This is a genomic window from Pantoea sp. BL1, assembly GCF_000963985.1.
Lineage (GTDB): Bacteria > Pseudomonadota > Gammaproteobacteria > Enterobacterales > Enterobacteriaceae > Pantoea > Pantoea rwandensis_B.
In genome coordinates, this window is sequence record NZ_JZRH01000007.1 from 62663 (window position 1) to 75759 (window position 13097).

General features: G+C 52.1%; 9 protein-coding genes. 6 read left to right on the forward strand and 3 right to left on the reverse strand.

Annotated elements, in window-relative coordinates; translation table 11 throughout:
* Positions 1-239: 239 nt before the first annotated feature.
* Positions 240-434 carry a hypothetical protein gene (locus VH86_RS04840; RefSeq protein WP_045832111.1) on the forward strand — a complete coding sequence of 65 codons (195 nt, stop codon included), beginning with the start codon at positions 240-242 and terminating at the stop codon, positions 432-434.
* A gap of 280 nt (positions 435-714) precedes the next feature.
* On the opposite strand, the gene VH86_RS04845 is transcribed toward VH86_RS04840, so the two are convergent.
* A complete protein-coding gene (locus VH86_RS04845; protein WP_045832112.1) occupies positions 715-921 on the reverse strand; it encodes a DUF3606 domain-containing protein in 207 nt (68 codons plus the stop codon).
* Between the two features lie 354 nt (positions 922-1275).
* On the opposite strand from VH86_RS04845, the gene VH86_RS26075 reads away from it, so the two are divergent.
* Both VH86_RS26075 and VH86_RS04850 read left to right on the forward strand, forming a co-directional pair.
* Complete coding sequence (locus VH86_RS26075) at positions 1276-1515, forward strand: transcriptional regulator (RefSeq protein ID WP_072050582.1); 240 nt, start codon at positions 1276-1278, stop codon at positions 1513-1515.
* 531 nt (positions 1516-2046) lie between these two features.
* Positions 2047-4173 carry a bifunctional diguanylate cyclase/phosphodiesterase gene (locus VH86_RS04850; RefSeq protein WP_045832128.1) on the forward strand — a complete coding sequence of 709 codons (2127 nt, stop codon included), beginning with the start codon at positions 2047-2049 and terminating at the stop codon, positions 4171-4173.
* 880 nt (positions 4174-5053) lie between these two features.
* On the opposite strand, the gene VH86_RS04855 is transcribed toward VH86_RS04850, so the two are convergent.
* The gene (locus VH86_RS04855) at positions 5054-5662 is read right to left on the reverse strand and encodes a DUF2913 family protein (protein ID WP_045832113.1); all 609 of its coding nucleotides are present in this window, start codon (positions 5660-5662) and stop codon (positions 5054-5056) included.
* Positions 5663-8636: 2974 nt separating this feature from the next.
* Between VH86_RS04855 and VH86_RS04860 the strand changes: the two genes are divergently transcribed.
* Positions 8637-9536 (forward strand): GGDEF domain-containing protein, encoded by a 900-nt coding sequence (locus VH86_RS04860; RefSeq protein WP_045832114.1) that lies wholly within the window; start codon positions 8637-8639, stop codon positions 9534-9536.
* Positions 9537-9574: 38 nt separating this feature from the next.
* Here VH86_RS04860 and VH86_RS04865 read toward each other — a convergent pair whose 3' ends face one another.
* Positions 9575-10498: a LysR family transcriptional regulator gene (locus VH86_RS04865; protein WP_045832115.1), complete on the reverse strand. Its 924-nt coding sequence runs from the start codon at positions 10496-10498 to the stop codon at positions 9575-9577.
* Positions 10499-10602: 104 nt separating this feature from the next.
* Here VH86_RS04865 and budA point away from each other — a divergent pair, with 104 nt between their 5' ends.
* Together budA and alsS are read left to right on the forward strand one after the other, a co-directional pair.
* Positions 10603-11385 (forward strand): acetolactate decarboxylase, encoded by a 783-nt coding sequence (gene budA / locus VH86_RS04870; protein WP_045832116.1) that lies wholly within the window; start codon positions 10603-10605, stop codon positions 11383-11385.
* 14 nt (positions 11386-11399) lie between these two features.
* Positions 11400-13079, forward strand: coding sequence for an acetolactate synthase AlsS (alsS, locus tag VH86_RS04875; RefSeq protein ID WP_045832117.1), 1680 nt, complete (start codon positions 11400-11402; stop codon positions 13077-13079).
* Positions 13080-13097: the final 18 nt, after the last annotated feature.

The following is a 13097-nucleotide window of genomic DNA, read 5'->3' on the forward strand; positions in this document are numbered from 1 at the left end:
TATAAACTTTCTTATGGCGCTTACTATAGGCGTTGTCTGGTCTGATGTCATGCTTATTTTGTTTAGAAAATTATTTAAAGTAACGCGATTCTTTAATTTTATCGTCGGGGGGTGTCCTTTTTTAATTATTCCTGCCAGACTCCTGTTAAATAAATGTAGCGTACAACTTAATCACGCGCGCAATTAAAAATAAATGATAATGTTTTTTTTAAAAATAATAACAACACCGGGGAAACCTTATGCAGCTGCTTAGACACTTTATCATCCGCCGCGTCGTGCTGTGGATGATGATCCTCTCACTGACAGCAGTGGCGCGGGCCGGCAGCTACGGCGCGATGACGCTGCGTGAGATGTACCGCCTCGCCGACAGCGGCGATGCCACCATGAACGAGGTGCTGCACGGCCTCGGCGGGGTCAACGCGCTGATTGGCTAGATAGATCTGGCCCCGTAAGAGAAGAGCAAAGGCATAGCGAAGGTCACGCTGGCGGTCGCGGAGCTTAACCGCATCACGCTGCAGAACGCCGCCCCGGCACAGGAATATTCCGCCACCACGGGCAACTTGAGTGGGCAGACGACCGCGCTGGGCAGTGCCATTACCCGTTTAAGGTGCTGGAAGAAGAGGGCTACACGGCTGCCGCAGCGTCCGCCCCGCCGGTCAGCTTAAGACTGGTTATCCCGCCATCCAAAGGCGAGTGGGTGGCCTTCGGGCATCATTAACGTGTGGTGCGCGGCGGGGGATTTTTCTCCAGCCACGCCCGCACGCGGTCGGCTTCCGGGCCCGCCTTCCGCACGGCCCGGGTGAGACGCTCCTGAGTCGTACGGAGCTCCAGCGTCCAGAAGGTGATCTGCCATTGCTCCCGGATGTCTATTCGGCTCAGGTCGGGGGGTACCCGTCGCTGGATATAATTACGGTTTTTCATCAGGTTATCCTTTTTATCGGTATAGGGTGTGGCGGCGCGATAAATACGGCCACCAGTAAACCTGCCTATCCTGGCGAATTATCATCCAGAAAGAACAGGAATAATCCCTGTGTTAGGATTTCGTAAAAAAAGGAGAAGATTCCTGGTCGTATGGATAATATGCCCGTTGAGCTGTTCGGCTGATTTGACTTAGCAGAATAAAATAAATGACGTACCTGCTGTTAATTACCCCGCTGACGATTCATAACGCATTGCACTACGGGATTGATATTAAGATAATTTAATGAATATGGGCGACCCCCGTTTTTTTTCCTGACGGTCCGTTATGGTCTGCCTATCTAAAAGGAGTATCGTCTGGGAAATCAGCTTTTATACCGGCCCATTGCGGTCGGTTCCGACGTCCGCGAGCTGCGGCTTGCCGCTGGACTGTCACAGGAGGCCGCTGCTGAGCGGTTTGAGCTCAGCCTGCGCGTCTGGCAGATGAAAGAGGCGGCAAAAAATCCCGCACCCCTGAGTCAGGGGGAGTACGAACTTCTGCTGCTGCTCGCCGGGCGACATCCGCATTATGCCCTTGTGCCGCAAAAGAAAAAGTAGCAGCCTCTGTACGCTGACGGCTCGCTGAAGTTCAGTCGGGCCCGGCCGATAAGAGAATAAGAACATGAGCGGTAAATACTACTAAGCGGTGCGGTGCGGACGCACAGCTCTCTAAGAGGTGCATTGCGCGGGTTGTGTCGGGCTGGCTGAAGCCGGCGGAGTCCGCTTTCTTGGCACGTTTTACTCGCTCAGGCATGCGCTTCAGTCCGCGCGCCTGCGGCACACCGACTGCGTTATCTGCCTGCGGTGCGCCTCCCTGCAGCGCTGAACGCGCCCAGGAATGGTCCTGAAATTACATTTTCGTGATGCCCGTACTACAGGGCGTCACTATATCCCCGACCCCGCCCGCGGCGGCGGGGCAGCCTGACGGACCTTTCTTCCGGCGGCGGGGCGGCAGGCATTTCTGCGGCCCCGTCTGATTGAACGAGTCCCCTTTTTGCTGTGTCATGCCGGCCACAGCTCATTCGACCTCTGGGGGGACAGACCCTGAAACGCCCGACATCAGACCACGAGGTTGCCCGCCTCGCGGCGCTGGCATCCTATCAGCAGGCGAATGCGCTGCCGGAAAACGCGCTGGACCGCCTCACCACGCTCGCCGCGCGCCTTTTTCGCGTACCCACCGCCTTCGTTTCGCTGATTGATGACCAGCGGCAGCTTTTTGCATCCCGCTACGGGCTTAACATTACCGGCACTGCCCGTAGCGTCGCCTTCTGCGACCACACGCTGGCGCAGGGCGAGATCCTCTGCGTGCCCGACGCTCTGGACGATCCGCGCTTTCGCGACAGCCCGCTGGTGCACGGCTACCCACACATTCGCTTCTACGCGGGGATCCCACTGACTACCCCGGACGGGCACCATATCGGTACCGTATGCCTGACCGACACGCAGCCGCGCCCGCCGCTCACGGACGCGGATCGGCAACATTTGACCGACATTGCTGCGCTGGTAATGGACCGGATGGAAGTCCACCGGCTTGAACTGCTGCGCCACGCCAGCCAGCAGCGGCTGGAGTCCATCTCGGCCACTTCCCCGGACGCCATCATCTGCACCGACCTGCGCCAGGGCATCACCTTCTGGAATCCGGCTGCCACCGCGATGTTCGGTTACGGGCCGGAGGAGATGGCGGGTCAGTATGTAGCCGGGCTTATTCCCGAGCGCTGCCAAACCGACTACCGCAACGAGCTGGAGCGCCTGACGGCCGACGAGGCGGCGATTTCGCAGCCGCGCACGCTACAGATATGGGGGCTCAGGCGGGACGGCCGGGAATTTCCGGCCGACGTATCGTTCTCAGGCTGGCGGGAGGGCGGAGAACGCCTAGTGGGGATGATCATCCGCGACGTTACCGCCCGGCATGAGAGCGAGGCCCGTCTCTGCGAACTCGCCTCACTGGACATGCTGACACGCCTGGCCAGCCGCGGTGCGTTTATGCAGCAGCTGGGGCAGCTGACGGAGGCCGACGTGCCTTATACCCTGCTGATGATCGATCTGGACGGCTTCAAGGAAGTCAATGACACGCTCGGGCACGCCGCCGGCGACGCGCTGCTCTGTCACGTAGCGGAGCAGATCCGGCAGACGTGCCCCGGAGCGGTTACCGCCGCCCGGCTCGGCGGCGACGAGTTTATCATCCTGCTGCCGGGCGGAAGTAGCGGTGCCGGACTGACGGCAGATCGCCTGATTGCCGCGGTGCAGAGGCCTTTCAGTTACCACGGCTCACCTGTGGTGGTCGGCGCCAGCACAGGTATTGCTGCCTATCCTGAACACGGAGAGGACACGTCGGCCGTGATGTCGGCGGCGGACCTGGCGCTCTACCGGGCAAAGGCGTCGGGTAAGGGCTGCAGCGTCCTGTTCCGACCTGAATTCCTGGCGGCGGAGCAGCGCCGCCGGCGCTTTGAGCGCGAGCTGGAAACCGCGGTTCGCCAGCAGCAATTCATTCTGCACTACCAGCCGCGTTATGACGCTGTTACCGGCCGCCTGCTCGGCTGCGAGGCACTGGTGCGCTGGCAGCATCCTGCCCGCGGCCTGCTGCTGCCCGCTGATTTTATTGAGATGCTGGTGAAAAGCCCGCTGTCAGTTACGCTCGGTGAATGGATTATCCGCACCGCACTGGCGCAGGTCCGCCAGTGGCAGGTCCGCTGCCCTGAGCTTCGGGTCAGCATTAACCTGTTCCCGCGACAGCTTTCCGACCCCGGGCTGGAAAGCGTGCTGCGGGAGTCGGCAGGCGGCGACGCAGTCTTTGTGGACCTGGAGGTTGATGAGCCGCTGCTGGCGGAGCTCGTTCAGGATGCTCCGGCGCAGTTCGCAGCCATCCAGCTCACGGGGGCCGCATTTGTTATAGATCATTACGGCCGTACGCTGGGCGCCATCAGCCTGCTGCGACACGGCTTCGTCAGCGGCTTCAAGATTGACAAGTCGCTGACTCTTGAGCTCGATACCAACATGCGCGTGCGTATGATGTTCAGGGCCATCGCGGCGCTGGGGAAAAGCCTCGGGCTCAGCGTGGCGGCGGAGGGGGTGGAGGATGTGGGGCAAAGGGCGTTCGTGACTGGCGCTCAGTGCGACATCATGCAGGGCAACGGGCTGTGCAGGCCCCTGACAGCAGCGGCCTTTGAAGCTCTGCTTGCCGCGGAAAACGCCAGCATGACAATCATGGACAAATGACTAATCGGGGGAGTTACCGTCGCTGCGCATCAGAGGTGAGAAACAAAATGGAGAAAGGAAACAACCGTTCTTTACATTCTACAAATAAAATCGGTCCAATATTAGTGTCGTCTGCAGCCGTACGGGAAGGGTCATAGTAAAGAAGGGTTCTGATCATGAGGCTGCGAGCAGTGTATGGCCGACATTTATGACAGGCGCCCACTGGTATTATCTCCCGGCGCCGTTCGTGAGGAGCTGAATCCGGAGACGTCGCGCGGCCGGGCAGAAGAAATCGCGCATGACGCAGCCTGACTGAAAAGGCGTTCATGTGGCAGACGGTTAGCAGAAAGGCAGGTCATCTTCATCAGGGCAGGGACCTGATTTAGCCAATCCCTGACGGTTAGGGCTGACCTGCTAAGGCTATCGAAGACGAAAGCTGTGCCGGGCGTTTCACTATGATTCTTTATCCAGTTACTGATCTGGCTCGCCGCGGAGCTGTTCAATGGCGAACAGCAAAGAAGGGGAACATTCTTCTCTGTTTTTACTTAAAGAGCTGCATCAGCTCGATGGCCAGTCGCTCACGATTTAATTCCCCGCTCTCGCTGGCGAGCCTGAGGCAGCACATGCCGGCCGCGAAACAGGCATCATAAAAATTTCCTCAACGGTTTCATATTCATGGATTCTCATCAGAACTCCAGCTGATGCCGTGTCAGGTAATGAAATGCAGGCTTTTAAGGAAACTGTTGTCTCAAGCGAGGCGACCCGCAGCCTGAGAGGGATTAAGCTCAAGGTAACTCCGCGGCGAGCATGGTGAGTATGCATTCTGCTCAGTTTAATGTTGTTAAAGGGCGAATGAAGCCCGTAAATTGCCCTGATACCGTTGTACGGATGGGCGCGCAAGCTATCCGCACTCTGCAGGGAAATCCTCCGCCCGCAGGTGGTGTAGCAGCGCGTCGTTACCGGGCACTGGCACCCTACGCCAGCCCGATCGCTTCAGTATGGCATCCAGCGCAGGCAATTCGCCGGTGAGTCGTGCAGACAGCGGTGCTGTCTGTCGGCCATGCTCATCAAATCCCTTGTCCAGCGCGCTGCGGCAAAGATACACGCCGGACACCGTCGGGCTGAGCCGTAGCTGGTGCCGGCCGCACCATTCGCGCCCGGCCAGCACCATATAAATCCAGCCTGTTAGCTTTACCGCCTGCAGCGCGTGCTGCAGGCGGTAAAGGTCGTTTTGTGCTCCCAGGTTGCCGCTTCCCGCGCGCCAGAGGTAGTCCAGCTTGCCGGGCAGGTCAGCCTGCAGCCCTTTTCCGCGTCCTTCTTTCAGCAACCAGCTGATATCGCCGGCCAGCCCCCTGGAAAAGCGTCGCTGCTTCTCAGCCACAGCCAGCCATCTGACCAGAAAAAGATTATCCTGCGCGGCTGAACTACTGAGCCCGTCGCGGCGGGCCATATGCAGAGCAACCAGCCCGCACCAGGCAAGATGACTGACCCCGAGGTTACCGTTGTCCATAGGTATTCCTTTAATGCAGTTCCTCCCGCAAACGGAGGCACCTGAAAAAACCATTGTAAGACATCATTCATGTTCAGGTAAATGAACCGGGCGTAAGGCACCTTCAGCTTTAGAGGCGGGCTGAAGCCAGTAGCAGCGCGCCCGGCACGAATCATAATTCTCTGTATCAGTATCCGGCGCGGCTGTCAGTTACCGGTCTCCTGAATAAAGGGAATAGGGTCAACTTTTCGCGCTTACAGGTCGCATAAAGATGCCATTGCAACAGCACCAGATGCTCCCGGGAAATGTCATCTCCCTAGATAGCAATAACCTGACAGGCTATCGGAATAATTCTGGCTCTGCAGAAAGGAGCGTCATCCCCTGCAGATGGCCGATGAGGACATGAGATAGTTACAATCGGCGGCGGAGCCCCTCCAACCTTTTGCCAGCCTCAGGCGCCATGAACATCACCAGATATGGTGCGGCAACGGCATCAGTGCAGCGATGCCGAAACACTTACACTAGAGCCTGGGCGCGGTGGGGCTGTTATGCAGACCGATGAGAAGCGGCATTTAGTCAGCAATTCTGTTGCGCTGGCAGCCGTTACCTGTTCCTGAGATGGGTCATGGCCTTTTTTGCGAAGCAGTTGTAAAAAGTTGCGGTGCCGGGTGCCTCCCGGTGATTCAGAGAGACTACCACCTGAATCGCCCCTGTATTCCTGCTGTACTTGTGTAGTCTGGCCCCGTCGCTAGAGGGATTCACCGCACATTGAGCATAGCACCTGCTGCGATTTAAACTTTCGTAACGTTAATATTTAGTCTGTATCCTCTTTACGCCAGTACCTATCACAGAGCCGAAAGATAAAGCGGCAGACTTTCAGTTATCTGAAAAATGGAAGGTGCTTTGCGCAATACCTTAACGAGGTTCATATTTAATGCCAGTAATACGGAGAAGGTATGAGCTGAACTGAATATATTGAGGTCTGAAGACAGCCAGACAGTGGCAATTTACGCACAGGACCGAATGGGAAGCGGTAAGCACGATGCCACTTGAAGCCATTTCCATTCACTATTTATGCAGGGTAATGCTGCAATACGCTACTATAGGATAATCCACTGGCTTGCGCTGCCAGAAGGGCGTAGGGAGCGTAAATGTACTTTTTTCGCGGTGAAGTCAGAAACCGGGCCAGCGCCCGGTAAAAGATGCAATTTTCCATTGCACCCAGGTCCGGAACTGCTCCAGACCCCCGATAACCTAGATCGTCTTCAAGACATGTCAAAAAATATCTGCAAAATCATCTTTTTGATTTAGAGGCCCTAAGTGAAGTTCCATGGACTAAAAAACGAAATTGTGCACGAAGCCAAGGTTACTAGGGAGCCTGCTATGTGGACTGACATCACAGGACGTGAGCCTTCGCTTTTCCAGCCTATTATTTACCTAACGGCATTCTGGACATGGAGGCGACCTGCCTCGGCAATAGGCGAGGGGGGCAGTATCATGCGGGAGTGCGCAACAATAAGGTCTTTAATCCTGTGATCCCCTCACTGGAAGCCGGTCATCGCTTCTCTCTGAATGCTGAAAGAACTGGCTGAGCTGCAGCCTGGTCCTGAGTCACCGGAAGAGATATTTTCGCCCGAGGCTTGCTTGAGGTATTCTACTTAACATCAGGGCGTAACCCTAACCGCATTACGATATTCGTCAATCTTTCAGACTCAATTTATCAACATAATATCGCCATATTGCGGACATCTTTGCCGGGATCCCGGCATATATCATTGGACAGGTCTTTACAGCTAGTACTCTAACTTCCGGGGTCAGCGAGTGTCCTGCCCGTCAGGGTGAAACCATGGTGGAAAGCAATCGGCATGTACAGGATGAAATCAGCAGAAAATATCTGCTATTCAAAAAATTAGATCAATCTTTTAAATGGAATCCGGGACCTGAATCTTCTTCTACAGCTTAGGCAAGCCCGGGTTAAGCCTAAATCCTATGCTCTAATTCTGGCGATGAACTGTTATTTAACAATTAACGACAAAAGAGCGCATCAAATCCAGGTCACCGCTCTGGCTGTGTATTTTTCAATAGAGATGCTTGACATTAAAAAAGCGATTTTGTAAAAATTAAATTGCCTGGTGTGTTTCATTCGCTAGTCCAATCATTCATCTCGCATATCAGGCCGGAAGCCCCTGCTCAACCGTAGGGGCTTTTTGTTTGTATTAATTCTCCCAGAGCTCAACTGAGCATTCCACGATGCAATGCGTCAGGGTTTATTATTTTTATTATATGTTTTAGATTGTTATCAATGCGGCGAATCCCTCTAAGCGATGGGGCGACGGGGCGACAGCAATCACTCTCCTGAGTGGCAACAAGCCTAATAGCGGATAAGACTGGCTGGGCTTACTCACCGGGAGGCACCCGGCGGCGCAGACATGTTAAAGTCGGAACAAATCCTCCTATATGGCTTGGCATGAGATAAGAGCCAGCGCAAGTTTGCGGATGAGGGAGGCTGTTCTTCGTCTACCGGAAGGCACCCCGCGTTCCGGCAACCTGCTATTAAAAATCATTGTATATATCAGCCTATGGGGAGGGGGTAAACAGCAGGACACGTGAAAGAATGAAGCGACACAGGTTGTGATGTTTCTTAGCCACGGGAGGCCTCCCGGCACCATAACTGTTACTGAATAATTGAAAAGCGCTGAATCGTCACCGAAAAGCTTCAGGGCGGCCGTGAGCATAATAAGGTTCCCCTAGCAGATTTATCACTAAATTACCAGAATTCTGCTGAATATGCAGTAAGCTCGAAATGTAAAGTAAAAATATAAATAAAGCGTCAAAACTAATTGACCGTTTTTATTAAATTACGTGGTCAGCACTACTGAACTGAGAAAAATTTATTTATTCAAGTGAGGTTATCCTAACTGCGTTAGCACAAAATCTAACCTAGACTGTCCATTCCGTGGTACTATCTTCCCTTAACTTAATTTAGGTCTGTGTGATGAATTTTAAAATACATGATAAGCTCATTCATGAGGTAGAGTCCCCAGAAGGCCTTCTTTACAGAATGATAATTATTTACACCTGTTTTATGACTGCGTTCATAGCCATCCTTTTTTTGGTAATAGGTGACACAACAAAAATAAATTTTTATTTCTTTATAAACTCTTGCACTGTAACAGTAATGGTATGGTTTATTAGAAAGTCATTCAATATATTGTCGAGAGATATTCATCTGCTGGCTTTCAGGGTAAGCTTATTTTTTCTCCTGAATTCTTCCCTTGCATCTATGGCTGGAGGCCTTAACTTGATTGATAGGGATACAGCATCTGTTATTGCCGCTCTTTTATATGTTCCAGCCATGCTGGTTATCATTTATTCGTTCAATAAATTCATAGACTATGTTAATCATAATTATAAATCCGCAGTCAGTCTGTCATTAACAGATGAACTGACCGGATTACCAAACAGACGACACCTCAATGTTAAACTTAGAGAGCTTGAAAGTAGGGCTGGTACAATTTGCATTGCAGACATTGACCATTTTAAAAAAATCAACGATACATACGGTCATGAGGCTGGAGATAAGGTGCTGAGAAACATGGGCCTGAGGCTGAGTTCGTTTGTGAAAGATGAAATTTTCATTTCAAGATCTGGGGGTGAAGAATTTGCTATTATTATTTTTGATAACACAAATGCTGAAGATGTTATCAGGAATATAAAAACTTCAGTCTCAGATGGTTGCAATGGGAGTATCGGGGTGACGTTAAGTATTGGAGTGGCAATAAAGCAGAAAGAGGACTCATCTTCCGCTGCTATTACATCTGCTGATAATGCTCTATATCGGGCAAAAAGTGCTGGAAGAGACTGTACCATGTATGGTCAACGCTATCGCAGTTAAAATATCTGATTTTTCAAAGGGCGAGATGCCCTTTTAATTTACAAACTATGAAGTCTTTTAGTCGGGCTTTTTAAGCTAATTCTTTGTGCATCTAATAATTTAAGTAAATGCAATACTGCCTTAGAGGGATTTCTGTGCCGCCAGGCAAAAGCTATATCAGTGTATAGGGTGTTGTTTTCAATCTCACAAATCACGATATTCGGATTGTTCACACAGCACATTGACTCAGGCACTAATGCGATGCCACATCCTGCCCCTACCATACCAAGAGAAGACATTATTTGTGGCGCCTGAAGAAATCGCGCGGTGGTAAATCCTGCGCGTATGCATGTGCTGGCGATGAGTTCATAAAGACTGGGAGCGACTTCACGCGGAAACATAATCAATGTTTCATCCGCCAGATGCACCAACGAAACGGTGCGTTGATGACTGTATGGATGACCTGCAGGTAAAGCAATCATCATTCTCTCAGTTGCAATAACCTTCAGATTAAACGATTTACTGCTTTCACAGGGTAAGCGAATAAATGCTGCGTCTAGTAATCCATCATGCAGATCCTGCATCAGCAAAGCCATATTCTCTTCCCGGGTGATGAGTTCCATAGCCGGGTAATGCGTTTTGAATCGATGAATAAGTTCAAAAACTGGCGCCCCAAAGGCCACCGAACTGGCAAAACCCAGTTGGATTTGTCCGCTTATGCCCCTAGCCATGCCGCGGGCTCTCTCAAGCGCATGATCGGCAAGCTGCACAATTTCTAAGGCATCATTAAGGAATGCCTTGCCTGCTTCGGTGAGTTCAACACCACGCGTCTGACGTTTCAGTAAAGGTGTCCCAATTTCATGCTCCAGCCGCTGAATTTGTTGGCTTAACGGGGGTTGAGAGATGCCCAGAGCCTCAGCGGCACGAGTGAAATGCAGCGTCTCAGCGACAGTAATAAAATAACGCAGATGTCGAAGTTCCATATCAAAAACGTCTCAAAGTTAACATGTTTCGCTATTGGATTCGGTCAGCTAAAAAGACCAAGATGACATTAAGACGGCTTAACTATCGATTTGCGAGGTGGCAAATGTATAACTTTGTATCTGAGTCTAAATGCGATGAACAGTTGAGAGAAACTGTTAAAAAAATTAATGATGATTCACCAGAAAAAATCATCTATCAGACTTCACTTATGAGCGCATTACTTAGTGGGGTTTATGACGGTTCAACTACAGTTTCCGAGCTGCTGAAACAAGGTGACTTTGGTCTGGGGACCTTTAATCGGCTGGATGGAGAACTCATTGCCTTTGACAGTAATGTTTATCAACTACGCTCTGATGGCACCGCCAACCCTGCTAATCCCGGACAAAAGACGCCTTTTGCTGTGATGACCTTTTTCAAACCAGAGTATCATCACCGCCTAGCCGAAACTGCTACACGAGAAGATGTTCATCAGGTTATCAACAGCAAAGTCACCTCAGACAATCAATTCTGCGCCATGCGCATCAGCGGACATTTCCATACTGTTCAGACACGAACAGTACCCTGTCAGTGCCGTCCTTATCGCTCGATGCCTGAAGTACTGGGCAATCAGACCAAATTCACCTTCAAGGACACCCTGGGTGAATTAATCGGCTTTCGCACACCGCAATACATGCAAGGGATCAACGTAGCAGGTTATCACGAGCACTTCATTACTGATGACCGGCAGGGTGGTGGGCACATCCTCGATTACGTGCTCAGAGAGGGAAATCTGACCTTCGGCGCGATTAGCAAGCTTATCGTTGAATTACCCAGAGACAACGAATTTCTTCGGGCAGAGCTCAATCCTCACAATCTTGATGAAGCAATTCGGTCCGTCGAAAGCTAACAGCAGGAGGCAAAATGAAAACGTTGAACAATAATGCTATTTGGAATAGCGGCGCCGATTTAGTTGTCGCGCAGCTTGAAGCACAAGGTGTAAAACAGGTGTTTGGGATCCCCGGAGCCAAAATAGACAAAGTATTCGATTCACTGCTGGATTCACCCATTCAGCTAATCCCCGTAAGGCATGAAGCAAATGCCGCCTTTATGGCCGCCGCGGTAGGCAGACTGACGGGACATGCAGGTGTCGCACTCGTTACCTCCGGCCCGGGTTGCTCTAACCTGATTACCGGTATGGCAACCGCTACCAGTGAAGGGGATCCGGTGGTGGCAATAGGAGGAGCGGTTAAACGGTCGGATAGCGCCAAACAGGTTCACCAGAGCATGGACACCGTTTCGATGTTTCGTCCGGTCACTAAATATGCTGTTGAGGTGACAGACCCTGCCGCACTGCCCGAATGTGTGTCGAATGCCTTTCGTCATGCTGAAAATGGACGCGGCGGAGGAGCATTTATCAGCCTGCCACAGGATGTTATCGATCAGCCTGTTTCCGGTAGCCCTTTGAAAAACCATGGGCACGTCAAGCTGGGTGCCGCTCCCGATGGCCTGATTGCCGCTGTCGGCCAGGAAATAAGCCGGGCAAAAAATCCTGTCATTTTGCTGGGACTGATGGCCAGCCAGCCAGAAAACAGTGCCGCAATCCATGAATTACTGTCAAAAAGCCAGATCCCTGCGACCAGTACATATCAAGCTGCAGGCGCGGTCAAACAGGAGAACTTCTCTCGGTTCGCAGGTCGTGTAGGATTATTTAATAACCAGGCCGGTGACAGATTGTTGCAGCAGGCTGACCTGATCATCACTATTGGCTACAGCCCGGTAGAGTATGAACCGGCCATGTGGAACAGTGGTAAAGCGATTCTGGTGCATATTGATGTGTTACCAGCTGATACAGATAACCACTATCTACCCGACGCTGAACTAGTGGGCGATATAGCGCAGACCGTAGGCAAGATTGCCGCGCACATTCACTTACCACTTCAACTCAGCAACGCCGCTTCTTCTGTACTGGAAGACCGACAGCACCAACGGCAATTGCTGGCCATGCAAGGCGCCAGCCTGAATCAGTTTGCACTGCACCCACTGCGCATCGTACGTGCGATGCAGGACATCGTTAACTCTGATATCAGTCTTACCGTTGATATGGGCAGCTTCCATATCTGGATAGCGCGTTATCTGTACAGTTTCCGGGCGCGCCAGATTATGATTTCCAACGGACAGCAGACTATGGGTGTCGCTCTGCCATGGGCTATCGGAGCCTGGTTAGTTGATCCTTCACGCAAAGTCGTGTCGGTCTCCGGGGACGGCGGATTTCTGCAGTCAAGCATGGAGCTGGAAACTGCCGTCAGGCTAAAAGCCAATATTCTGCACATCATCTGGGTCGATAACGCCTACAACATGGTCGCGATGCAGGAAGATAAAAAGTATCAGCGTATATCAGGCGTCAACTTCGGCCCGGTTAACTTTAAAGCCTATGCCGAAGCATTCGGCGCCACCGGTTTCGCAGTTAACTGTGCAGAAGAACTCGAGGCAACGTTACGCAGCGCGATGGATGTCAGCGGCCCTGCAGTGGTTGCAATCCCGGTCGACTATAGCGACAACCCGCTGCTGATGAGTCAGTTGCACCTGAGCCAAATCCTCTGATTTAAAAAGGAAAATATT